The sequence below is a fragment of the Parasedimentitalea marina genome (assembly GCF_004006175.1).
In the GTDB taxonomy this organism is placed as follows: Bacteria; Pseudomonadota; Alphaproteobacteria; order Rhodobacterales; family Rhodobacteraceae; genus Parasedimentitalea; species Parasedimentitalea marina.
In genome coordinates, this window is sequence record NZ_CP033219.1 from 3,333,639 (window position 1) to 3,356,455 (window position 22,817).

The following is a 22,817-nucleotide window of genomic DNA, read 5'->3' on the forward strand; positions in this document are numbered from 1 at the left end:
GCGCCAAGGCTTTATGCTGTCAGGGCCTGGACGCGCTGTGTCAGCCAATCGAGATCGGTGTCTCTCAAGCCGATTTCGGCCAAATGTGCGGCCGTGTTGAACAAATATTCCGGGTTCGGCCCCCTCCCGCCAACGGCTACGGCAATAATCTGAGCCTGTTCTTCCAGACTTAAGCCGCCACAATACTGTACATGATGTGGGTCGATGACATAGGTGACTGCGGTGACCGTTTCGCCGTTGGCCAGGTCAACCTTCAACTCTCTCTCTACATAAGCAGAGGAAATCAACTCTCGTTCGCGCAATTCTGCTAGTGTTTGGTCCTCGTGCCCTGTCTCAACGGCCAATGCCAGCCCTGTGCAATGGGCGCCCTGGATCTCGTCCAATGCCAGAACCAGGCCGGGTGTCTCCTCGCTGCCACGATGATGGATCGAACTCATGCAGAACGAGCGGGCAAAGCCTTGCAGAGCCGCGACTTCTTGTCGAGCTACAGGAAAGCCGGGATTCCACAGCAAAGATCCATATCCAAAAACCCACATCGTCATTCCACTGGCCCTCTTTGGTTTCGCGTCTATAAACAGCAAAAACCAATTGGACAAAAGAGGCTGTTGATGCTGCGTGTGATGAAACTGCTTCTGACTGGGGCCTTGTTGTGGTCGCTCTATTGGTTTGCTGCGGGCTGGGGCCTGCGCAGTGGCATTGACAGCTGGTTTTCCGAACAGCAGCGCCAGGGCTGGCAGGCTGAATATTCTGAGCTAAGCGGCGGCGGTTATCCCAGCCACCATTCAACCCGGATCAACCAGCCAACCCTCGCGGATCCCGGCACCGGCACTGCCTGGAGAGCCGATTGGCTGGAAATCGAAAGTCCGGCGATCTGGCCTGGCCGTCAAACGCTGCAGTTTGCACCAACCCCGCAACGCCTGTCTTACTTTGATCAGACCGTAGTGATCGACGCTCAGGAGTTGCAAGCCCGGTTACATCTGGCTCCCGGACTGGCGCTGGGATTGGAAACAATGGCGCTTAGCAGTGGCAAGTGGCGCATCTCCGACGGCAGTGAGACAATGATCAAAGCCGACACGATGCAGATGTCTATGAGTCAGACAGATAGTCCTGAGCGTTATCAGCTATTGGTCGCTGCAACGGGATTTTCCCCTGGCACCCAATTGCGTGAAATACTGTCCGCCAGCGATGCACTGCCGGACGATTTTGACACTCTGACGTTAGATATGGAGGTGACCTTTGACACAGCCTGGGACAGGACGGCACTCGAACTGCGCCGCCCACAACCGCGCCAGATCACTTTGGCGCTGGCAGATGCCCATTGGGGCGAATTGCGCCTGAAAGCAACTGGCGCACTTGACGTCAACGAAGCCGGGATCCCCACCGGGGAATTATCCCTGAAAATTGAAAATTGGCGCAAGATGCTGGTGATGGCCGATGGCGCAGGGGCGCTACCTGCCAAAGCCCTGGATGGGATTGAGCGGGTGTTGGCCCTGCTTGCAGGGCTTAGCGGCAATCCGCGCGATCTCGACACACAGCTAAGTTTCCGCAATGGTTACATTGCCCTGGGCCCAATCCCCCTAGGCGCCGCTCCTAGATTGATTCTGCGGTAACAAGCCCTCCCGCCCGTCGTTCGGCATCTCCGATGCCAGCCTCCCGTTGGGCGTGGCGCCGCTACGCGGCGCACAGTGATCCTATCTCGGATCACTTGGAAGTTACTACAATACAATGTGCGAAATAGTCTTCCTAAACAGACATTTGCGTCTAATTTGGCAAACCCGACCCTCAATCGTTGTTCAAAATTGTTTTTCTGTTTGCGCCGTGCGCAGCACGGCGCCACGCCCGCGTCCATTTGGGGATCAGCGCAGCTGATCATCCAAATGGACGCGGGAGCCCTGCGATGTCGTACTTACCGACAGTAAGGACCGCCGCGATGCTCAGCCGTATCCAAGTGGAAATGATCGCGGTGATGCCTATCGGCTTCGGGGCCCAAGACTGTTCCAAAGGGGCCACACGCCGCTGACCAGGCCTTACGCAACCGTTTAGAAAACTCTTTGGCGCTCCACCCCTGAGCGACAGTGACCAACTCGCCATTGGCCAAAGTAAAGCCCGAAATGTCGATCGCCTTGCCTTTGCCGTGTTCGGATATCCTGGCGCCCGGTTGGTTGTTGCGAGTGCGACAGGCGTAATGTGCAGCGACGCGCAGGCTTACCACCTGGTTTCTGCGGCGAAAGGCCGGTTGCAATCCTTTTTCCACCCAAATGTTCAGCGCCTGCGCTGTCTCACATGTCATCACCGCTGGCTGGCTGAGCGTTACCCCGGCCACCGAGCGCACCCGCACAGCATTTTGCGCACCACAGCCACTCTGTTTCGCAGGCACCGTGCCGACCTTATCACCTTGAATACTAATGTCGCCGCAGACCGACCCCTTACGCAGTCGCCGACGCTTGAACAGCGCCTGTTCAACCACACTATCGGGTCGCAGGGTCGGTCGCAGCGATTGGATAGGCCCCAAAGCCGGCAGATCCGCTGGCCGTGCGGCAGCACTCAGGATCTGGTCAGACACCGGCCGCAGCTTCGGTCGCACCTGGGGGTTGGCTGTCACTGGAACAGTCAATACAGCAAGCTGAACCTTTGCAGCGGGTCGTGACGCTGGGCGCAAAGAAGTTTCCGGCGCGGCGATACCCATCGATGCACCACCCACAATTGACAGAGCAGCTATCCAACATCGTGTGATCATTTTTCCGTCCCGATTGTCTTTGCCGCAGATTGCCCGCGACCAAAATCCGGCGCGTCAGTGTCCTGTCCTGCCTCGATGATACCACGGCGGATGGCGCGCGTGTGAGTGAAATAGTCGTGCAGATGCTCGCCATCCCCTGTCCGGATCGCGCGCTGCAGCGCAAACAGCTCTTCGGTGAACCGCCCTAGGATTTCCAGCGTTGCCTCTTTGTTGCTGAGGAAAACATCGCGCCACATGGTCGGGTCCGAGGCTGCAATGCGGGTGAAATCGCGAAAACCAGCGGCCGAGTATTTGATCACTTCGCTATCAGTCACCCGGCGCAGGTCGTCGGCAACGCCCACCATTGTATAGGCAATCAAGTGCGGTGTGTGGCTGGTGACGGCCAATACCAAGTCATGGTGATCGGCCTCCATCTCGTCCACATTGGCCCCAATGCCTTCCCACAGTGCCCGCAATCTGGCGACGGCCTCCGGGTCCGAGCCTTCAACGGGAACCAACAGGCACCAGCGGTTGTCATAGAGCTCGGCAAAGCCGGATTCCGGGCCGGAATGCTCGGTCCCGGCCAGGGGGTGAGCGGGCACAAAATGGACACCCTTGGGGATATGCGGCAGGACCGCCTCGATCACATTGCGTTTGACAGACCCCACATCCGACACCGTTGCGCCGGGCTTCAAGGCCGAGGCAATGTCCTGCATCACAGGCCCCATGGCCCCGACCGGCACACAAAGCACAACCAGATCAGCACCCTCAACCGCCTCAACAGCACTGTCACAGATCCGGTCGCATAAGCCGATTTCGCGGGCCTTATTACGGGTCTCGGGCGAGCGGGCATAACCGGTCACTTCGCCCGCCAACCCAGAGCGCTTGATCGCCCAAAACATCGACGAGGCAATCAGCCCCAGCCCAATCAGGGCAATGCGGTCATATATTGGCTGGCTCATGTGGCACCATTCTTGAAATCTTTCACAGCCTGCGCCAAGCGGCGGCAGGATGTCTCATCTCCGATTGTAATCCGTAGCGCCTCGGGCAGATTATAGCCTGCCACCCGGCGCACGATCAGGCCTTGTTTTTGCAAATACAAATCACAGGCCTCGGCCTCGGTCTGACTGCCAAAGCGGGCCAGAATAAAGTTTGTGCAGGAGATATCCGAGCTCACCCCAACCTCAGCCAGCGCATCGGCCAGCCAGGCGCGCCACTTAGTGTTTTCGGCGCGGCAACTGGTGACATAGTCCAGATCGCGAATTGCCGCCTCAGCCCCAGCCAGCGCTACAGAGGATACGTTGAAGGGTCCGCGGACCCGGTTCAGCACATCGATTACAGATGCAGGACCATAGCCCCAGCCGATCCTTGCTCCGCCCAAACCGTACAGTTTGGAAAACGTGCGGGTCATAATTATGTTAGAGCGCGCATCGATCACGGCAGCCCCTGCGTCAAAGCCATCGACATATTCCGCGTAGGCACCGTCCAACACCAGCAACGTGCCTTTTGGCAGGCCGTCGGCCAGCCGGGCTACCTCACCCTCGGAGATCATGGTGCCAGTCGGGTTGTTTGGATTGGCAATGAACACAAGCTTGGTGCGATCGGTGCAGCCTTCCAGTAGAGCATCCACATCCGTCACCCTTTCGCGTTCGCGGACCTCAACCGGGGTCGCACCCGCCGCTAGTGCGCTGATGCGATACATCGAAAACCCGTGTTCAGTATACAGAACCTCGTCGCCTGGACCGGCATAGCACTGGCACAGAAACGCAATAATCTCGTCGCTACCGGCGCCACAGATGATCTGCTCGGGGTTTAACCCATGAACCTCGCCAATCGCGCCGCGCAAACCAGCGTGATCCGAGCTGGGATAGCGGTGCACCCCTGCTGCCGCTGCCTGCATCGCTTCAATCGCACGTGGACTGGCGCCAAGGGGGTTTTCATTGGAGGACATCTTCACCACATTGCTGACCCCGGCCACATGGGCTGCACCACTTTGATAGAGTGTGATGTCCATAATACCGGGCTGCGGTGTGATCTTGTTCATGTCTCGGGCTCCTTATCAGAGACCCTAATAGCCGCCTCCGCCAAATTGGGGAAGCGGCAAGATCACGGCAAACCTGAAAACGCGAATTTTTGCGTGTCGAGGGCAGCCCGGCAAAGGGTTAAGCGGCGCGGGCTTTGAACCGGGCAGTGCTTTCGTCGACAGCATATTGGGCCGCTAGGGTTTCGGCGGTCCGGGACAACTCATTCACACTGTCGATGATGTATTGCGCGGTCTTGTCGCTCATCAAATACGAGAAGTTCAACCGCACCCACCCCGGTTTACTCATCTCTTCGCCGGCCTCGAGGTCGGCAAACAGCTGCTGTGAGGTTTCCTGGTCAATCCCCAGCAGTCGATGCGCATAAGGTCCCGCACAGGCACACCCGCCACGGGCCTGAATACCGTAGATGTCACTGAGCATCCGGGTGAACAATTGCTGATGGATCGGTGCGCCGGAACGGCCGGTGACCAGAAAGGAAAAGATCGGCAACCGGTCTGCTGTGGCGTGACCCAGCAGTGCCAGATGGGGGTTTTTGGCCCAGCCCGCGCGGGCCATTTCAGTAAACCGCGCCTCTTTGGCGGCAATCTCAGCCTCGCCCACCGCCTCTTTCACCAGAAACACCAATGCGGCGCGAATATCACCTATCACATTCGGTGTACCGGCCTCTTCGCGCGCGGCCAGATCGTCGCTGTAATCATGCTGCCAAGGTGAGACAAAGCTGACAGTGCCGCCGCCCGGCCACGAGGGGCACTTGCGGCGCACAATCTGGCTGTTGACGATTAACACACCAGAGGACCCAGGCCCGCCGGGGAATTTATGGGGTGAGACCACAACCGCATCTTTGCGCGCTGCGCCATTGCCACCCATATCGATGGGAAGATAAGGCGCGCCGCCAGCGTAGTCCCAGATCGCAAATGCGTCATGCGCATGCAACAGGCGGCTGATCGGATCCGGGTCTGTCAAAATTCCGGTCACGTTCGAGGCCGCCGAGAAGCTGCCGATTTTCAGGTCGCTGTGGGCATGATCAGTCAGTGCCTGATGCAAAGCCGCCATATCAACACCGCCACCGTCGGCTTCGGGGATTTCGACCACCTTGGCCTTGCTTTCACGCCAGGGCAGGATGTTGGAGTGATGCTCATAGGGTCCGATGAAGACAACTGGCTGATCTGCGTCCTCAATCCCCAAAAGACTGACCAAGCGGTTCAGCCCGGCCGTGGCCCCAGAGCCCGCAAAAATCACCGCGTCGTCCTGCATTGCTCCCGTCACACGGGCGATCTCGGCGCGGGCCTGACGACGCATCCGGGTGACATAAGACCCACAATAAGAGGCTTCGGTGTGGGAATTGGCATAGAAGGGTAACACCTGTGAGGTCACAAACTCTTCGACCTGGCGCAGCGCCCGTCCTGAAGCCACATAGTCGGCATAGACCAGCGGCACATCCCCGTTCAGTCCGGGGATCATCACCCCGTCACCAATCACCCCTGCCTGCAGGCTGCCATCACGAGCTGCATTTTGGATATTTTTTTTGAAATCTGCGAGGGTCATTTGGGCGCTCCTATCTGTTGCGTTACAGAATGAACGAAAAGTCGCGAGAAAACTTCACCATTTTCACAGTGGATTCGGGAATACTTGTGTCATATGATCGGGCATGAGTAAAAACGCAGATCAAATTGACCGTGCCATTTTGCGCGCTCTTCAACGGGATGGCAGCATGTCTCAGCGTGATCTGGCCGAGGTTGTCGGGCTGTCGCAGAATGCCTGTTGGCGGCGGTTGAAAGGGCTGAATGAATGCGGCTTGCTGATGGGCACAACCGCCCGCGTCGATCGTCGGCAATTGGGGCTGGATCTGGTGGTCTTTGTCATGCTGCGCACCCGGCATCATTCAGCCGAATGGTTGCAGACGTTTCGCAGACATGTGTTGACGATCCCCGAGGTGGTGGATTTTCACCGGATTGGTGGCGATTATGACTATCAGCTGAAAGTGGTGACTGAAGATATGACCGGCTATGACCGCGTCTATCAACGGCTGATTGACGGTATCGAACTCGACAGTGTTACCTCATATTTTGCAATGGAGACCATTGCCGAGGGGCGGCCCCTACCCTTGTAACAGTGGTCGTGGGGAACGCCGGGGGCCAGCCCCCGGACCCCCGGGATATTTTTGGCCAGATGAAGAGCGGAGCGGTGGGCCCCTGTCGGTAGACTTAGTGGCCGAAGGCCGCATTGGACATCCATGTCACGCGGCTGCCCTTTGCACCACTACGCATATGTAGGCAGGCGGTTTTATTGCGCTGGAAGTACAGGATATGCAAAGGATACCAGCCGGCCTTAGGGACCTCGACCTCGGTTGCAAAGGTTTCCTGGCAAGTTTGGCGCCCGTCAAACCTGCCCACCAGCTGGCCTCCGACTGTGGCCTCAACGCCGTCATTGGTTAGAAAATCAATCACATAGATACCTGGCGCGTCAAAGCGGACATAGCCGCGGATGTCAGCGGCGACCCGTTCAGCGCGTTCCGCTGTCAGGATTTTCTCGCCAATATCGGTCACGCGGTAGTCCAATCCCGACAGCAAAGGTCCAGGCTTGCCCATACTACGGATAGAATTGGCGGCCTGGTGCAGGGACTTGACATCACTTGGGTAAGCGTAGGTCACAGTCAAGCCAGGTTTGACCCGCGGCTGCGGATTGGCTGGTGTTAGTTTAAGTGGTGCCGCAGTCGCCACACTGGCGCCCAGAAAAACGGCCAGCGCGAACACCGCTGTGATAATCTTCCTCATAGTATTCTCCCAATATTGCCCCCGACACTCCCCCGCGCCGATAAGTCAAGACGAGCTTAACACGTCAACGGCCAAGGAAAACCAATTTCATGCCGCTGGTGATCTTGGGTACGCGCAACAAAAAAGGCCGCACCCGGTGGGCACGACCTTTTGATCTTGGATCTGCAGACCCCTTGCGGGGCAGCAAATTTAGTTCTTGGCGTAGAATTCCACAACCAGGTTTGGTTCCATGACAACCGGGTACGGCACATCGCCCAAAGCTGGGGTGCGCACGAAAGTGGCTGTGAACTTGGAGTGGTCGGTATCGAGATAGTCTGGAACGTCACGCTCGGGCAGCTGAGTGGCTTCCAGCAGAGCAGCCATTTGCTTGGACTTTTCGCGAACCTCGATCACGTCGCCTTCTTTGACACGGTACGAAGGAATGTTGACGCGCTTGCCGTTGACCAGGACGTGGCCGTGGTTGACGAACTGACGAGCAGCAAAAACTGTTGCAACGAACTTGGCGCGGTAAACTACTGCGTCCAGGCGGCGCTCCAGCAGACCAATCAGGTTTTCACCTGTATCGCCTTTAACACGCTCAGCTTCGCCGTAGATGCGGCGGAACTGCTTTTCGGTCAGGTCGCCGTAATAGCCTTTAAGCTTTTGCTTGGCGCGCAACTGGATACCGAAGTCAGAAATTTTGCCCTTGCGGCGCTGACCGTGCTGGCCGGGGCCATATTCACGACGATTGACTGGGGACTTAGGACGACCCCAGATGTTTTCGCCCATGCGGCGGTCAATTTTGTATTTGGCAGCTGTACGTTTAGTCACGGCTGATATCCTTCGTATAAATCGTGGCCCGGAATGGGCCACTATGAAGGGCGTTGTCCTCTTGCCTGAAATCCGAAGATCCCGGACATGACAGGAATCCCCTTGCGGGGCCCACCAACACCAATAGAGCGGCGCTTATATGAGGCTGGGGCGCAGAGTCAACAGGGCGCCCCAGCCAATTTTACGAGGTCTGAGGTAATTCTGAAAATTAAGCGGCCTGATGCGCCAAAATAGCAGCCTCGGGTGCGCTGAGATTGCGGCGGGCGTAGCCCCCATAAGATAGCGGGTCACGGTCCAGACCCGGCAACAACTGCAACAAACGCAGCCGGTCACTGTCGTCCAATGCAGACAATGCGGCATTGGCGGGATGGAAGCTTTCGGTTTCGACGCCGTTGGCCCACAGCACCTGATGATCACTGAGCAAGAGATGCACATAGGTGACCTCGCGCACTGCCAGATCCGTGACAATGGTCGAACCATTGACCAGGTCACGCGCCGCCACCAGAACTTCGGGTGTATTGAAAAGGGCCTGCGCCGCAGGTCCGCGCACCAACATACGATGCTCGGGCGAGACCAGCAGTTCTTCTTCGGGGCGGTCAATACCCAGAGCGCCGGCTTTGATGCGGACCGGCCGCAGTTTGGGCATCACGAACAATCGTGCACCACTCATCCGGCGCGCGCCAATCCACAGGACCTCTTGGGCGCCGTTGTCGCGGGTTTGCACCCAATCCCCCTCACGCAGGCGTTCGACGAGACGCGGACCTTCGGGGGTGGCAATACGGGTACCGGGAGTGAAACAAATGACACCGCCGTCTGACGGCTGATCCGGCGCCGCAATTGAACCAAGCGAGTGGTGCACCACCCACAGATCAGTATTGCGCGGTGGCAATTCGTCGACAAACATCAGCAGCGGTCGCTGAGACGGGCCAACTTCGATCAAGGTGACAGTGTAACTTTGCACGCCATTGGTGACCACGAAACTACTGTCCAGCAGTGGATCGTCCACTTCGACCGCATCAATATCAGTTCTGCATTGCACGGCAGCCCCAACAAGACGGCGCACAGATCGCGCTGCGCGACGCCGAAGGTCTGCTTCACCTTTTGCCATGTCCAGCCGCAACAGATTCGATGGTCCATCTACGCGCACAGCTTCGCCGTGCCACGACCATGCCGCCCCCACATCAAGGGTATCAATAGGGGCGGTCGAAAGACCATCCACATCTGTTTGTGACCAGGAGATGACAAACGTGCCTTTGAAGCCCGTTTTCATTTGCCTGTATGCCTGCTCTTATTTTTTTATTAAGGAATCGTTAACACAGGCTGCTTCATCCGCAAAGATTAAAGTTTAACAGCATATTACAGCGTGTTCTTAAAACCTCAATTTTAGTCGAAGAGACCCTGTCACCTGGCCTTCACTCTGCCCAGAGAATTCCTTCCCAAGGTATGTAAGTCCATAAAAAGCTGAGGCCTTTTCGCCCTGCCAGTGCACCCCGACCCGTGCGCGATCCCGATGACTGGTCAATTCATAACCACGATCGTCAGGCAAGTAGACCGAGTCGGCGACATAGGCAATATCACCGCCAATCGTGAAGCTATAGCCCGGCGCCGAATCGTAAACGGCCCGGTAGCGCTGACCAGTTACAGGATCGCGAACCAGCAGTTCCCCGCGGCCGACCAGTCCAACGTTAACATCCGCTCCTATCCGCACCAAAGTCTCGTCGCCTGCCCGCGCCTCGACAAACGGGCGAAGGGATGCGGCCCCGGAAAAATCAATCACCTGCCCTGTTTCAAACACCAGCGTCGGGCGGATTTTGTCCGGAATTTGCTGTGCAAGCATGGCATCCGACGGACGTGGAGCCCCCAAAGCCCCGTGCAGTGCATCCTGCAAACTGTCCAAACGTGTCTGTGGGCCGATGAACACAAGATCAGCCCCGAGGGCAAATTCAGTCTCATCGCGTTGCATGTGACTGTGCAACCCAAAGGACAAAGCCCCGGCCCAGGGACGATCGCTGGCATTTAGCGTCGTCAGATCCTCTGGTGCAATGATCTGCCCCTGCATACGGAATTCCCAAAGCTCTCCGAACCGTACAGGGGCAGAGCCGTTCCAGCCGTAGCCGAAAATGCGTGATGCGGAAATTGAGCCGGTGCGCCAGCGATCCTTGCCATCACCAATCAGGTCATTGGACGTCAGGCGACCATAGCCAATTTGAAAGCGCGTGCTGACCTTTGATGGCGACGAATACTCGGTCTCTTCCTGCACCACTTCGGGCGCGCCCGCGACCTGCGCCTGCGTAACACCAGAAACCAAAAGCACATTGGCCAAGGCCACCACAATCATCCGAAACATAGTATTTTCCTGCTCAATGCCCTCAAGAGGCTTGTTTACCTTGGTAAACGCCGTGTCCGCGCAGAGCTAGTGCAGCAAGGTCACACACCAAAGGAATACACTGAAACGCTGGCCAAGTTTCGCCCCAGTTTCGCCATAGTCTGAGCCTGATGACAGTGCGCTGTGGTTCAGGGAACGACGGTTCTTACCCTACAAATCGGGACCACCAAACAATCTCGTGAGGCAGCAACCAAGATGGTTGTATCTAAGACAAATCCCCCCCTACACTTGGGACACGTTTATCTGTCTCTGGGAATATTTGCTGCCCGATGATGTTCATTGCCGACAACCAGCTACTGCTGATCGCGATGTGTTTTACCTTGGGCTGTGTCGGTACCGGTTTTTTGTTCCGCCACCCAGCCGGTCACCAGGCTTGGAAAATCGCCGATCTTGTCTGGGTGGCGCTTGGGGGTTTTGGGGCATTGGTGGCGGTGATCTCGGGCATTTACACCACCGACAGCTCGCGACTAGAGCGCCAGATAGACATCGCCTTTGCTGCAACAGCTGCTTTCGACCGCGACGCCGCCCGTTTTCGTCTGCGGTTCTGCGACCCGGCATATGATGCCGACATTTCTGTGCTCTGTGACAAGATCGAATTCCTGTCGGCCTCGACTGCGGGCAATGCGGATCTGCCACTGTTTCTGGCCGTCACTGACGAAGTCGCCCCCCTGCGCAGTCTTTCGTTTTTACTGGGCGGGCATGATGATATGGACGAAATGCAAGAAATGGCCGCCAAGGCCGATGCTTTTGACCCCGCAGCCTTTATCGTTTTCACCACATTGGATGAAGTGACCCAGGCCTCTGTCGACAACATGCGCCGCAAGGTCCCCGCCATCGCCGGCGACTTCCTGATACTTGCGCGAACCTATGACGACTTGATCGCCCATGTCTCCCAATTGAAAAGCGAATGGGAAGTCCTGCAGGACAATATCCAGATCCTGATCTTGCAAATCCTTGCTCTCTGCCTGGTTAGCTTTGCTGCACCCTTTCGGTTGGGAAAATCCCTGGTAGAGCTACACCTCTTTAATCGCTAGGCCGACACAGATGAAGGACCAGCAAGCCCAAATTCACCTCTCACAACACCTGCAGCACATGCAACCAAGCTGACAATCCTGCCGACGTTATCCTCGATCTCTGTCCTCGAATTCAGCCAACGTGTACCGGGGAGTGATATGCTGCGGGCAATTCCAGTCGAAGGCTTCGATGGCAATCATGAGCCCCCGTTCAACCCGCGCCCTGTAGGTGTTTTCCGGTGCCAGCGTCTGAAGAAGACTATCTTCAGCAGGTGTAATTACACGGGCACGTCCCAGCAATTTGAGCCGCGTCTTATTCGCGTAGTCCATAAAGAACAGGGACACCCGGTCCTCATTTTTCAGATTTCCCACGCTGATGTATTGCCGATTGCCCCGATAGTCCGCAAAGCCAAGCCTGTTCTCGTCCAGGATTTTGACAAACCCAACCGGGCCGCCCCGATGCTGAACATAGGGCCATCCGGTTTCGCCAATCGTTGCCATGTAAAAACTATCACGCGCGGCGATGAACTGGGCCTCGTTAGGGCCAAGGGCGTTGTTATAGTCGACACCTGCCTCCATTCGTGCATAGGCAGTACGGGTGCCTTCGGTTGACTGGATTTCTTTGACGGTATCGGTAAAGGCCAACTCTGCGAATTTATGTCCCATTTTCGGACCTCCTAATGTTTGGATTTCAAAGGCCCAGATCAGTCAGGCTTGGATGATTGGCTGGCCGTGGACCCTGTGGCCATAGAAACAGGCGATCCTCTGCTGAGATAGCCAGATCGTTAATGCTGGCGTGACGGGTCAGCATTAATCCATCTGGGTCGAACTCCCAATTTTCATTACCAAATGACCGGAACCACGCTCCTCTATGGTCGCGCCATTCATAGGCAAATCTGACGGCAATTCGGTTCTCGTGGTAAGCCCAAAGCTCCTTAATCAGGCGGTACTCCACTTCCCTGATCCACTTTTGGGTCAGGAACTCACGAATTTCACGCCTGCCTGTGGGAAAATCAGACCGGTTTCTCCACTTGCTATCTTCTGTGTAGGCCAGTGACACTTTTTCAGGATTTCTTGAGTTCCAGCCATCTTCGGCCATTCGAACTTTTTGGATCGCGGTTTCTCTGGTGAAAGGTGGCACAGGTAAACGTAGGGACATGATGACCTCCAGTTATGACGGCGGTGCGGGGGGAATTTCCCCCGCACCGTGTTGGATCAATTGGTCGGATTGTCAGCGAGAAAATTGCGGATCAGTTCGGCAACTTCGGGTCCGTGAGATTCCAGAATGAAGTGCCCCGCGTCGATGAGATGCGTTTCGGCATTTGGCAAGTCTCGCAGATATGGCGCTGCCCCCTCAGCCGGGAAGATATGGTCGTTTTCGCCCCAGACGATCAGCGTAGGGGGCTGATGTGTGCGAAAGAACTCTTGAAAGGCCGGGTATAATTCGACGTTGGTCCGGTAGTCATAGAACAGGTCCAGCTGAATGTCCTGATTTCCTGGACGGTCCAGATAGGCTTGGTCAAGCATCCAGGCATCGGGGCTGACCCGGCTGACATGGGTGTCGGGGACACCATGTGTGTACTGCCATTCGGTGGCCTCAACGTTCAAAAATGCACGCAATGGTTCCCGGGTTTCAGTCGACGGTGCCGTCCAGTAACTGCGGAACCCATCCCAGAATTCAAGCAGACCTTCGTCATATGCATTGCCGTTTTGGATGATAAGGGCGTCAATGGCCTCGGGGTTCTTCAGGGCCAGACGATACCCCACTGGGGCTCCATAATCCATGACGTAGAGCGCGTAGGATTCTAGTTCCAGTGCGGTCGTAAACTGAGACATGAGCTCAGCATAATTGGCAAAAGAGTACTCAAAATCGCTGCGAGCGGGCATCGAGCTGCGGCCAAAGCCCGGGTAGTCAGGGGCGATGACATGATAGTCGTCAGACAGCTCGGGGATCAGATCGCGGTACTGCTGCGACGACGTCGGGAAACCGTGCAACAAAAGCAAGGTTGGTGCATCTGCATTGCCCGCTTCACGATAGAAAATGTCCTGCCCAGCAATTTCCACAGTGTTGTATTTGACAGCCGCTTCGCTGTGATCAGCAAAGGTGCCAGACACAGTCTCAGCGGCGGCAGGCGCAGTGGCAACTGCAAGATGGGCAGCAAGGCCCAGCGACATCAGGCCGGCATGCAAGAGCGGTTTAAGAGTGTTTGTGGTCATGGTCAGTGTCCTTCAATTATGAGCCGCTCGAGTGCGAGTTGGCCATTGCGGTGGATGAACACAGACATAAAGATCTTCCAGAAGTGAAAGAATTCCGATAATTGTGAATTCATTACTGCGAAAGGTGGAATAATGGATCGCATCCTTCAGATGGAAGTTTTCGCCGCGATCATTGATGGCGGTAGTTTCGTTCAGGCCGCGCAGCGTCTTAGAATGTCACCACCTGCCGTGACCCGCGCGATGAACGCACTGGAGGAGCGGCTTGGCGTGCAGCTTTTGACCCGCTCCACGCGGCAACTCTCTTTGACAGATGCAGGCAGCAGGTTTCTGGAGTCTTCGCGGCGGCTGCTGTCAGAAATCGAAGATGCAGAAAAGCAGGCAGTTGGTGAAATTGGCATAGCGCAGGGCCATTTGACAATCTCCGCATCGGTAACCTTCAGTCGCATGATCGCAGCACCTATCACGCGGGCCTTTATTGCGGCGCATCCAAAAATTACCGTGTCGCTGATTGGGATGGATAGGGTGGCCAACATAGTGGAGGAAGGGATTGATATTGCGATCAGGATTGGGAACCCGCCGGACTCAAACTTGATGGCGAAACGGATTGGGAACGTTCACCGCATGTTTGTTGCCAGTCCCGCCTACCTTCAGCGCCGCGGCTTACCAACCGAACCCGCCGATTTGAAACTGCATTCCATCATAGGGTTCACTGGGATCATGGCCAGTCACGACTGGCACTACAGGTCAGAAACCGCACGCGGCCATGTGGTGCTGCACCCTCGGTTTGAAGTAAACGATGCAGCCACTGCCCTTGCAGCCGCAGTCGCAGGTGAAGGCATCACCATGGCGCTATCCTACATGGTCTCGGATCACTTGCGCACCGGCGAACTGGTACCAGTGCTGCCCGAATATCTACCACCGCCAGAGCAGGTGAACCTGATTTACCCTCAGAGCAAACTTATCGCCCCCAAGGTCCGTGCATTCCTAGATTTTTCCGCCGATCGATTAAAAGCGGCCATAGGCACCGGTGTGATAGAGCATAAACGTGCACCTATGACGTAAAAGTAATGGACCTGTCGCGGTTTCGTGCCGCCCCGGGTGCTCGTTCAGGCGACTTTCCATTCGAAAGCCACTGGGGTTTTTCCAGCCCTACGCTGAGTGGCGGCATCAGAGCGGAATGAGCTCTGGAAGCTCCGGTTCGTTAGTGTGATTGATTATGCGGCTTGTTTTTGGTGTTTCAAGCGGCGGTTTTGGATTGTCAGTTTCTTGATCTTTACCCTTTCTCTGATGATGGCTTTGTCTCGCCCATAATAGACGTCAGCCGGAGTGACGTTGTTCAGGCTTTCATGGTAGCGTTCGTTGTTGCAGTAATCGACGAAGACCCCGATCTGGCGCTCGAGATTACCGTGCAATGGTAGCAGGGCTTCCAGGCGATAATATAGAGGCTGAAATCATTCAAACCCTCAGCGGCCAGAGGGACACCCCACAAAAATAGTGCGCAAGTGTCTGTGCATCTGTGCAGGTCTAGCTGCGGCCAGTGATTTTGTTCAACCAACCCCTTTTCTCCTCGCCTTCAGGAGAGGGCTCACTGTCGGAGGCCTCAGCCACAGGCGCCAAGGCCTCTTGAAGATTGGTAAAAAACTGATCCGCCATCTTTTTTGCAAAACCATCAATCAACCGACTACCCAGTTGGGCCAACTTCCCGCCGACCCTGGCCTCTACGTCATAGGCCAACAGAGTTCCGGTTTCACTGGCGCTCAGAGTAACCACAGCGCCACCCTTGGCAAAGCCAGCCGCGCCACCCTTACCCTCGCCCGCGATGGTCAGCTTCTCATTCTCGACCAAATCCGACAACGTCACCTGCCCCTTGAAGGTCGCTTTGACTGGCCCGACCTTTTGCGTAACCGTGGCCTCAAATCCCTCTTCAGGCGAGCCGACCACTTCTTTGGCGCCAGGCACGCAGACCATAAGAACATCAGGATTAAGCAACGCCGCATAGACGGTAGCCGGATCGGCAGCGATCTCTTTGTGATCACTCATTTGCATGGTTAGTCCTTCCTGACGTTGCTCTTTTCCCACCTCTACTCGCAGCTCCTCCCGCCTGCCAAGTCTCGTACGACCAATTGGCAATAGCGGCTATGAAGTCACAACACAGCGCGTACATCCGCGCGGTGTTTTGTTGTTGGAGCCGACTGCCGTTGTTTTGTTGTCTGAGCTTTCAGTGGTTGGGTCCAAATGCAAACAGCCCCGCTGGAGCGGGGCGTAAGATGTGGTATCGTTGTTTTAAGTTGGTTGCGGGAGTAGGATTTGAACCTACGACCTTCAGGTTATGAGCCTGATGAGGTGAGACCGTTAATCAAACAGTCCGGGGGACTGTTTGTAGGTCGAACGGGCTGTTGCGATCTTGAATTTGGTTGCGGGAGCAGGATTTGAACCTGCGACCTTCAGGTTATGAGCCTGATGAGGTGAGACCGTTAATCAAACAGTCCGGGGGACTGTTTGTAGGTCGAACGGGCTGTTGCGATCTTGAATTTGGTTGCGGGAGCAGGATTTGAACCTGCGACCTTCAGGTTATGAGCCTGACGAGCTACCGGGCTGCTCCATCCCGCGACAGGGTTTGTAACCGGTTATATTTAATATTTATCGTTGTTTGAGGATTTTTCTAGGTTTGGCGGTGCCCTACTCTCCCACACCTTAAGATGCAGTACCATCGGCGCAACAGTGCTTAACTTCCGGGTTCGGGATGGGACCGGGTGTTTCACTTGCGCTATGACCACCAAACCGAGGAAAATCCTCGATTTGAGAGATACACGCCGTGTTTGCATGGCAAATCACGGCGAGTGGGAGACAGTGTCTTTGCGAAGCAAAGGCGCGTTCCCACATCAACATGTTATTCAAGTCAGTTCGTCTGATACGTATTCGATTTCGTTTCGAATACGGTTGGAATGTATGCTTTGATTGTCGTTCACTTAAGTCTGACATAGTCAGTCTGTCTATTACTGGATCAAATCAAGCCTATCGGGCAATTAGTACCAGTCAACTGAACGTGTTACCACGCTTACATCTCTGGCCTATCGACGAGGTGGTCTACCTCGGCCCTCAGGGATACCTTGTTTTGAGGGGGGCTTCCCGCTTAGATGCCTTCAGCGGTTATCCTGTCCGAACATAGCTACCCAGCACTGCCGTTGGCACGACAACTGGTCCACCAGTGGTTCGTTCACCCCGGTCCTCTCGTACTAGGGGCAACTCCTCTCAAGTATCCTACACCCACGGCAGATAGGGACCGAACTGTCTCACGACGTTCTAAACCCAGCTCACGTACCTCTTTAAACGGCGAACAGCCGTACCCTTGGGACCTGCTCCAGCCCCAGGATGAGATGAGCCGACATCGAGGTGCCAAACACTGCCGTCGATATGGACTCTTGGGCAGTATCAGCCTGTTATCCCCGGCGTACCTTTTATCCGTTGAGCGATGGCCCTTCCACTCGGGACCACCGGATCACTATGACCGACTTTCGTCTCTGCTCGACTTGTCAGTCTCGCAGTCAGGCTGGCTTCTGCCATTGCACTCAACGACCGATTTCCGACCGGTCTGAGCCAACCTTCGCGCGCCTCCGTTACGCTTTAGGAGGCGACCGCCCCAGTCAAACTACCCGCCACACAGGGTCCCGGATCCAGATAATGGACCGCGGTTAGACATCAAGCAGAGCAAGGGTGGTATCTCAAGGGAGGCTCCACCAAAACTAGCGTTTTGGTTTCGAAGCCCACCACCTATCCTGCACATGCTCGGCCTAATGCCAATGTGAAGCTGTAGTAAAGGTGCACGGGGTCTTTCCGTCTAACCGCGGGAAGCCTGCATCTTGACAGGCAATTCAATTTCGCTGAGTCTATGTTGGAGACAGCGGGGAAGTCGTTACGCCATTCGTGCAGGTCGGAACTTACCCGACAAGGAATTTCGCTACCTTAGGACCGTTATAGTTACGGCCGCCGTTTACCTGGGCTTCAATTCAGAGCTCTCACCCCTCCTTTTAACCTTCAGGCACCGGGCAGGCGTCAGACCCTATACGTCGTCTTACGACTTCGCAGAGCCCTGTGTTTTAATAAACAGTCGCCACCCCTGGTTTGTGCCCCCAGCTCCCACTTGCGTAGAAACCGGGCCTCCTTCTCGCGAACTTACGGAGGTATTTTGCCGAGTTCCTTCAACATAGTTCTCTCAAGCGCCTTGGTATTCTCTACCTATCCACCTGTGTCGGTTTAGGGTACGATCTCATGGAAGGGCTATTTCCAGGGACCTCTCAGCAGCCCATTCAATCCAATAAGGATGAACTACCTTCGAGATCCGTCACCACTTCCTGGCCCAGGAATATTAACCTGGTTCCCATCGACTACGCCTTTCGGCCTCGCCTTAGGGGTCGGCTTACCCTGCTCAGATTAGCTTTAAGCAGGAACCCTTGGATTTTCGGCGAGAGTGTCTCTCACACTCTTTGTCGCTACTCATGTCATCATTCTCACTAGTGATCTCTCCACCAGATGGCTCACGCCCCGGCTTCATCGAAAGATCCGGTCCTCCAAGGTGCCACACGGAACTGGTCCGGGGACACTAAAGAGGATAGGATCTATGTCACACTACGCTCTGCTACCATGCACTATGTGCATCCTCGGCTTCGGCTCATGGCTTGAGCCCCGTTACATCTTCGCCGCAGGACAACTTAATTAGACCAGTGAGCTGTTACGCTATCTTTAAAGGATGGCTGCTTCTAAGCCAACCTCCTGGTTGTTTTGGTCGTCCCACCTGCTTTCCCACTTAGCCATGAATTAGGGGCCTTAGCCGGAGGTCAGGGTTGTTTCCCTCTTCACTACGGACGTTAGCATCCGCAGTGTGTCTGCCGTCTAGTACTCCCGGGTATTCGGAGTTTGGTTAGGGTCAGTAAGGCTGTATGCCCCCATTGCCCATCCAGTGCTCTACCCCCGGGGTATTCGGACGACGCTCTACCTAAATAGATTTCGCAGAGAACCAGCTATCTCCGAGTTTGATTGGCCTTTCACCCCTAGGCACAGCTCATCCCGATCTTTTTCAACAGATGTGGGTTCGGTCCTCCAGTGCATGTTACTGCACCTTCAACCTGGCCATGCCTAGATCACTCGGTTTCGGGTCTGATCCCACAAACTCATTCGCCCTATTAAGACTCGCTTTCGCTGCGCCTACACCTAACGGCTTAAGCTTGCTTGTGAGACCAAGTCGATGACCCATTATACAAAGGTACGCTGTCAGGCCGCAAGGACCCTCCAACTGATTGTAGGCGTTCGGTTTCAGGTACTGTTTCACTCCCCTCGTCGGGTGCTTTTCACCTTTCCCTCACGGTACTGGTTCACTATCGGTCAGTAAGGAGTACTTAGCCTTCGAAGGTGGTCCTCCGATCTTCAGACAGAATTTCACGTGTTCCGCCCTACTTAATACGTCCATCAAAGCTTAGAATACGGGACTATCACCCGCTATGGTCATGCTTCCCAACATGTTCTTCTCACTCATCTGGCTCGGCTGGTCCCCGTTCGCTCGCCGCTACTAGGGAGTATCATATTGATTTCCTTTCCTCCGGGTACTTAGATGTTTCAGTTCCCCGGGTTTGCCTTTTTAACCCTATGTATTCAGGTTAAAAATACCTGGTTTACCTTATTATTAAGAACACTCCGTGCTCGCCCTTGGCGAGTCTCACCAGCAAGCTGGTTCGTCCCACCGCAGAACGGTCAGAAGAGTATAATAATAACAAAGTATCAGGTGGGTTGCCCCATTCAGAAATTCATGGATCAAAGCTTATTCTCAGCTCCCCATGACTTATCGCAGAGTATCACGTCTTTCATCGCCTCTTACTGCCAAGGCATTCACCAAACGCCCTTTTCGCGCTTGATTTGATCCAGAAATAGAAAGACTGGTTATTTGTCCTACCGCCTTGCGACCGCAGAACCAACCAATCGATCGAAGAACAGAAGCTGGTAAGAAACTGTTCCCACATATCCCTGGGATCAAAAGCATACTTTCCCGCTCGCACCACGTATGATGCGAACAATTTGAACACGTCCCGTATGCAACCACTATCCGTGCGGGAAGCGGCTGAAGACGTGTTCGGGTTAGTTTACTTGACTTGGACAACACCGTCGTTTCAGGCTGGCATACTCATGGACGTCCGAGGAAACAGACGTATTCACAAGCTCGCTTCACTTCCGAAGAAGATCAGCACCAATCTGAGGTCAATCCCTTACTCGGGCGACCAACAGTATTGTTGATTGTATCTCTCTAAACGATGTCAATTCCCGGTACTTCCGAAGGAAGTGTCCGGAATGCGATGTAGCGTATTCTCGAAGAGAATGCGCGTTCGCACCGTCCGATTGGACGGAACAGAAGTTCTAAAACTGCTGTTCGATCTAATCGATACCTAATCCTGTGAGCCGCTCTCGGGACATCTTACTGCGTAAGATACCCTGCCGCTTGCCGCCAAGAGGAGGTGTTGTTCTTCTTCGTTTTGCCGAAGGCAAAAGAAGAAGTGGTGGGTCGAGGAGGACTTGAACCTCCGACCTCACGCTTATCAGGCGTGCGCTCTAACCACCTGAGCTACCGACCCAGCGGGTTTTGCATCGCAAAACCGCGTTGCCCGACAGGCGATTTGCAAAGCAAATCTGCCGACAGGGCCGACCCCGTGGTGGTTATCACAAGGGCCAATGCTTGGTGGAGCCTAGGAGGATCGAACTCCTGACCTCCTGAATGCAAATCAGGCGCTCTCCCAGCTGAGCTAAGGCCCCTTGCTGAACCCTGAGATCAGGGCTCGGTTGTCTGAAGAGATATGAGGACGGCCTGGCTCTGCCTAAGATCTTGCGATCCCAGACTGAGACTTGCGTCTCTATGATCATTCACCCATTTCGGGCGCCCCTTCGTGAGAAGAGGAGATCTGCTAAGTGTTTCATGAGATCAGCAAGCTGATCTGGCTAGAAACATCCTTAGAAAGGAGGTGATCCAGCCGCAGGTTCCCCTACGGCTACCTTGTTACGACTTCACCCCAGTCGCTGAACCCACCGTGGTCCGCTGCCTCCTATTGCTAGGTTGGCGCACGGCCTTCGGGTAGACCCAACTCCCATGGTGTGACGGGCGGTGTGTACAAGGCCCGGGAACGTATTCACCGCGTCATGCTGTTACGCGATTACTAGCGATTCCGACTTCATGGGGTCGAGTTGCAGACCCCAATCCGAACTGAGACAGTTTTTGGGATTAACCCATTGTCACTGCCATTGTAGCACGTGTGTAGCCCAACCCGTAAGGGCCATGAGGACTTGACGTCATCCACACCTTCCTCCCGCTTATCACGGGCAGTTTCCTTAGAGTGCCCAGCCGAACTGCTGGCAACTAAGGATGTGGGTTGCGCTCGTTGCCGGACTTAACCGAACATCTCACGACACGAGCTGACGACAGCCATGCAGCACCTGTCACTAGGTCCCGAAGGAAGGCCTGATCTCTCAGGTTGTCCTAGGATGTCAAGGGTTGGTAAGGTTCTGCGCGTTGCTTCGAATTAAACCACATGCTCCACCGCTTGTGCGGGCCCCGTCAATTCCTTTGAGTTTTAATCTTGCGACCGTACTCCCCAGGCGGAATGCTTAATCCGTTAGGTGTGTCACCGAATAGCATGCTACCCGACGACTGGCATTCATCGTTTACGGTGTGGACTACCAGGGTATCTAATCCTGTTTGCTCCCCACACTTTCGTACCTCAGCGTCAGTATCGAGCCAGTGAGCCGCCTTCGCCACTGGTGTTCCTCCGAATATCTACGAATTTCACCTCTACACTCGGAATTCCACTCACCTCTCTCGAACTCTAGACCAGGAGTTTATGAGGCAGTTCCAGGGTTGAGCCCTGGGATTTCACCCCATACTTTCTGATCCGCCTACGTACGCTTTACGCCCAGTAATTCCGAACAACGCTAGTCCCTCCGTATTACCGCGGCTGCTGGCACGGAGTTAGCCGGGACTTCTTTACTAGATACTGTCATTATCATCTCTAGCGAAAGTGCTTTACGACCCTAAGGCCTTCATCACACACGCGGCATGGCTGGATCAGGCTTGCGCCCATTGTCCAAGATTCCCACTGCTGCCTCCCGTAGGAGTCTGGGCCGTGTCTCAGTCCCAGTGTTGCTGATCATCCTCTAAAACCAGCTAAAGATCGTAGACTTGGTAGGCCATTACCCCACCAACTATCTAATCTTACGCGGGCTGATCCTTCACCGATAAATCTTTCCCCGAAGGGCGTATAAGGTATTACTCTCCGTTTCCAGAGGCTATTCCTTAGTGAAGGGTACATTCCCACGCGTTACTAACCCGTCCGCCGCTCGCTCCCCGCCCGAAGGTTGAGAGTGCGCTCGACTTGCATGTGTTAGGCCTGCCGCCAGCGTTCGTTCTGAGCCAGGATCAAACTCTCAAGTTGAAAGCATCTTGCAATGCTATCCTTGACGTCGAACCTCTGCACATATCGTCCCATTGTTCAAATGGGACAGTTTAACCGTTTGGTTGTGCTCAAGTTTCCAAAGAAACAAAAGCCGTCCAAACAGTGAAGCTGACACTGGTCATCGGTACCGCATTTACATACAATCCCTACCAGCGTTGATATATGCACAGGTTGATCCATCGAATGAACCAAACCGCCCACATATCTCTTCAGATATATAAATTTTCAAAGAGCAAACAGACCAAAGGTCCTAGATCATTAGATCCCAGAGACAAAAATCAAACAGATGCGCCAATCTCTCAGCGCGCCCGCTTTAACCCTCTCCTCCATTCCCCGTCTCTCCGAAGCGTCCCAGTGTCTCTCCACCGCGTCC

17 protein-coding genes, 3 tRNA genes, 3 rRNA genes and 1 pseudogene are annotated in these 22,817 nt (G+C 55.1%); 4 read left to right on the forward strand and 20 right to left on the reverse strand.

Annotated elements, in window-relative coordinates; genetic code table 11:
• Positions 1-11: 11 nt before the first annotated feature.
• Positions 12-542: a gamma-glutamylcyclotransferase gene (locus EBB79_RS16075; protein ID WP_127749842.1), complete on the reverse strand. Its 531-nt coding sequence runs from the start codon at positions 540-542 to the stop codon at positions 12-14.
• Between the two features lie 66 nt (positions 543-608).
• Between EBB79_RS16075 and EBB79_RS16080 the strand changes: the two genes are divergently transcribed.
• On the forward strand, positions 609-1,610 hold the full coding sequence (locus EBB79_RS16080) for a DUF2125 domain-containing protein (protein WP_164860833.1): 1,002 nt from the start codon (positions 609-611) through the stop codon (positions 1,608-1,610).
• Positions 1,611-1,906: 296 nt separating this feature from the next.
• Here the strand turns inward: EBB79_RS16080 and EBB79_RS16085 are convergent, their stop codons facing one another.
• The 4 genes from EBB79_RS16085 to EBB79_RS16100 all read right to left on the reverse strand — a co-directional run bounded on the left by EBB79_RS16085 (position 1,907) and on the right by EBB79_RS16100 (position 6,303).
• Positions 1,907-2,734 (reverse strand): extensin-like domain-containing protein, encoded by an 828-nt coding sequence (locus EBB79_RS16085; protein WP_420850412.1) that lies wholly within the window; start codon positions 2,732-2,734, stop codon positions 1,907-1,909.
• Positions 2,734-3,678: a prephenate/arogenate dehydrogenase family protein gene (locus EBB79_RS16090; RefSeq protein ID WP_127749844.1), complete on the reverse strand. Its 945-nt coding sequence runs from the start codon at positions 3,676-3,678 to the stop codon at positions 2,734-2,736. The genes EBB79_RS16085 and EBB79_RS16090 overlap by 1 nt, the downstream gene beginning before the upstream one ends.
• A complete protein-coding gene (gene hisC, locus EBB79_RS16095) occupies positions 3,675-4,760 on the reverse strand; it encodes a histidinol-phosphate transaminase (RefSeq protein WP_127749845.1) in 1,086 nt (361 codons plus the stop codon). Before hisC ends, EBB79_RS16090 begins: the two co-directional genes overlap by 4 nt.
• 118 nt (positions 4,761-4,878) lie before the next feature.
• A complete protein-coding gene (locus EBB79_RS16100; RefSeq protein ID WP_127749846.1) occupies positions 4,879-6,303 on the reverse strand; it encodes an aminotransferase class V-fold PLP-dependent enzyme in 1,425 nt (474 codons plus the stop codon).
• A 103-nt stretch (positions 6,304-6,406) separates the two neighbouring features.
• On the opposite strand from EBB79_RS16100, the gene EBB79_RS16105 reads away from it, so the two are divergent.
• Positions 6,407-6,868, forward strand: coding sequence for an Lrp/AsnC family transcriptional regulator (locus EBB79_RS16105; RefSeq protein WP_127749847.1), 462 nt, complete (start codon positions 6,407-6,409; stop codon positions 6,866-6,868).
• A gap of 94 nt (positions 6,869-6,962) precedes the next feature.
• Here EBB79_RS16105 and EBB79_RS16110 read toward each other — a convergent pair whose 3' ends face one another.
• The 4 genes from EBB79_RS16110 to EBB79_RS16125 all read right to left on the reverse strand — a co-directional run bounded on the left by EBB79_RS16110 (position 6,963) and on the right by EBB79_RS16125 (position 10,689).
• On the reverse strand, positions 6,963-7,532 hold the full coding sequence (locus tag EBB79_RS16110; protein WP_127749848.1) for a PA14 domain-containing protein: 570 nt from the start codon (positions 7,530-7,532) through the stop codon (positions 6,963-6,965).
• 189 nt (positions 7,533-7,721) lie between these two features.
• Complete coding sequence (gene rpsD / locus EBB79_RS16115) at positions 7,722-8,342, reverse strand: 30S ribosomal protein S4 (RefSeq protein ID WP_127749849.1); 621 nt, start codon at positions 8,340-8,342, stop codon at positions 7,722-7,724.
• 208 nt (positions 8,343-8,550) lie between these two features.
• Positions 8,551-9,612 (reverse strand): Hint domain-containing protein, encoded by a 1,062-nt coding sequence (locus tag EBB79_RS16120; RefSeq protein ID WP_127749850.1) that lies wholly within the window; start codon positions 9,610-9,612, stop codon positions 8,551-8,553.
• Between the two features lie 99 nt (positions 9,613-9,711).
• The gene (locus EBB79_RS16125; protein ID WP_238704931.1) at positions 9,712-10,689 is read right to left on the reverse strand and encodes a lipid A-modifier LpxR family protein; all 978 of its coding nucleotides are present in this window, start codon (positions 10,687-10,689) and stop codon (positions 9,712-9,714) included.
• A 308-nt stretch (positions 10,690-10,997) separates the two neighbouring features.
• Here EBB79_RS16125 and EBB79_RS16130 point away from each other — a divergent pair, with 308 nt between their 5' ends.
• Positions 10,998-11,762, forward strand: coding sequence for a hypothetical protein (locus EBB79_RS16130; RefSeq protein ID WP_127749851.1), 765 nt, complete (start codon positions 10,998-11,000; stop codon positions 11,760-11,762).
• An 87-nt stretch (positions 11,763-11,849) separates the two neighbouring features.
• Here the strand turns inward: EBB79_RS16130 and EBB79_RS16135 are convergent, their stop codons facing one another.
• The 3 genes from EBB79_RS16135 to EBB79_RS16145 are packed head-to-tail and all read right to left on the reverse strand — an operon-like array spanning position 11,850 to position 13,958.
• Positions 11,850-12,407 carry a pyridoxamine 5'-phosphate oxidase family protein gene (locus tag EBB79_RS16135; protein ID WP_127749852.1) on the reverse strand — a complete coding sequence of 186 codons (558 nt, stop codon included), beginning with the start codon at positions 12,405-12,407 and terminating at the stop codon, positions 11,850-11,852.
• Between the two features lie 25 nt (positions 12,408-12,432).
• Positions 12,433-12,900 carry a nuclear transport factor 2 family protein gene (locus EBB79_RS16140; protein WP_127749853.1) on the reverse strand — a complete coding sequence of 156 codons (468 nt, stop codon included), beginning with the start codon at positions 12,898-12,900 and terminating at the stop codon, positions 12,433-12,435.
• Between the two features lie 56 nt (positions 12,901-12,956).
• A complete protein-coding gene (locus EBB79_RS16145) occupies positions 12,957-13,958 on the reverse strand; it encodes an alpha/beta fold hydrolase (RefSeq protein ID WP_127749854.1) in 1,002 nt (333 codons plus the stop codon).
• A gap of 132 nt (positions 13,959-14,090) precedes the next feature.
• On the opposite strand from EBB79_RS16145, the gene EBB79_RS16150 reads away from it, so the two are divergent.
• Positions 14,091-15,020, forward strand: coding sequence for a LysR family transcriptional regulator (locus EBB79_RS16150; protein WP_127749855.1), 930 nt, complete (start codon positions 14,091-14,093; stop codon positions 15,018-15,020).
• A 152-nt stretch (positions 15,021-15,172) separates the two neighbouring features.
• Here the strand turns inward: EBB79_RS16150 and EBB79_RS24910 are convergent.
• The 8 genes and pseudogenes from EBB79_RS24910 to EBB79_RS16195 all read right to left on the reverse strand — a co-directional run.
• Positions 15,173-15,370: pseudogene (locus EBB79_RS24910) on the reverse strand (IS3 family transposase); the annotation flags it as partial.
• Between the two features lie 112 nt (positions 15,371-15,482).
• On the reverse strand, positions 15,483-16,004 hold the full coding sequence (locus EBB79_RS16160) for an SRPBCC family protein (protein WP_127749856.1): 522 nt from the start codon (positions 16,002-16,004) through the stop codon (positions 15,483-15,485).
• Positions 16,005-16,491: 487 nt separating this feature from the next.
• Positions 16,492-16,568, reverse strand: a tRNA-Met gene (locus tag EBB79_RS16170).
• 56 nt (positions 16,569-16,624) lie between these two features.
• Positions 16,625-16,739, reverse strand: a 5S ribosomal RNA gene (rrf, locus tag EBB79_RS16175).
• A 224-nt stretch (positions 16,740-16,963) separates the two neighbouring features.
• A 23S ribosomal RNA gene (locus tag EBB79_RS16180) occupies positions 16,964-19,866 on the reverse strand.
• Positions 19,867-20,498: 632 nt separating this feature from the next.
• A tRNA-Ile gene (locus EBB79_RS16185) sits at positions 20,499-20,575 on the reverse strand.
• A gap of 102 nt (positions 20,576-20,677) precedes the next feature.
• A tRNA-Ala gene (locus tag EBB79_RS16190) sits at positions 20,678-20,753 on the reverse strand.
• Between the two features lie 199 nt (positions 20,754-20,952).
• Positions 20,953-22,423 (reverse strand): 16S ribosomal RNA (locus tag EBB79_RS16195).
• The 16S, 23S and 5S rRNA genes sit together here with 3 tRNA genes alongside, the layout of an rRNA operon.
• Positions 22,424-22,817 lie beyond the last annotated feature (394 nt).

Coding starts and splice junctions, on each gene's coding strand:
- EBB79_RS16150 (WP_127749855.1), top strand. CDS start 14,091: ATGGATCGCATCCTTCAGATGGAAGTTTTCGCCGCGATCATTGATGGC.
- EBB79_RS16120 (WP_127749850.1), bottom strand. CDS start 9,612: ATGAAAACGGGCTTCAAAGGCACGTTTGTCATCTCCTGGTCACAAACA.
- EBB79_RS16125 (WP_238704931.1), bottom strand. CDS start 10,689: ATGTTTCGGATGATTGTGGTGGCCTTGGCCAATGTGCTTTTGGTTTCT.
- EBB79_RS16080 (WP_164860833.1), top strand. CDS start 609: ATGCTGCGTGTGATGAAACTGCTTCTGACTGGGGCCTTGTTGTGGTCG.
- hisC (WP_127749845.1), bottom strand. CDS start 4,760: ATGAACAAGATCACACCGCAGCCCGGTATTATGGACATCACACTCTAT.
- EBB79_RS16090 (WP_127749844.1), bottom strand. CDS start 3,678: ATGAGCCAGCCAATATATGACCGCATTGCCCTGATTGGGCTGGGGCTG.
- EBB79_RS16130 (WP_127749851.1), top strand. CDS start 10,998: ATGATGTTCATTGCCGACAACCAGCTACTGCTGATCGCGATGTGTTTT.
- EBB79_RS16110 (WP_127749848.1), bottom strand. CDS start 7,532: ATGAGGAAGATTATCACAGCGGTGTTCGCGCTGGCCGTTTTTCTGGGC.
- EBB79_RS16135 (WP_127749852.1), bottom strand. CDS start 12,407: ATGGGACATAAATTCGCAGAGTTGGCCTTTACCGATACCGTCAAAGAA.
- EBB79_RS16145 (WP_127749854.1), bottom strand. CDS start 13,958: ATGACCACAAACACTCTTAAACCGCTCTTGCATGCCGGCCTGATGTCG.
- EBB79_RS16160 (WP_127749856.1), bottom strand. CDS start 16,004: ATGCAAATGAGTGATCACAAAGAGATCGCTGCCGATCCGGCTACCGTC.
- EBB79_RS16105 (WP_127749847.1), top strand. CDS start 6,407: ATGAGTAAAAACGCAGATCAAATTGACCGTGCCATTTTGCGCGCTCTT.
- EBB79_RS16140 (WP_127749853.1), bottom strand. CDS start 12,900: ATGTCCCTACGTTTACCTGTGCCACCTTTCACCAGAGAAACCGCGATC.
- EBB79_RS16075 (WP_127749842.1), bottom strand. CDS start 542: ATGACGATGTGGGTTTTTGGATATGGATCTTTGCTGTGGAATCCCGGC.
- EBB79_RS16100 (WP_127749846.1), bottom strand. CDS start 6,303: ATGACCCTCGCAGATTTCAAAAAAAATATCCAAAATGCAGCTCGTGAT.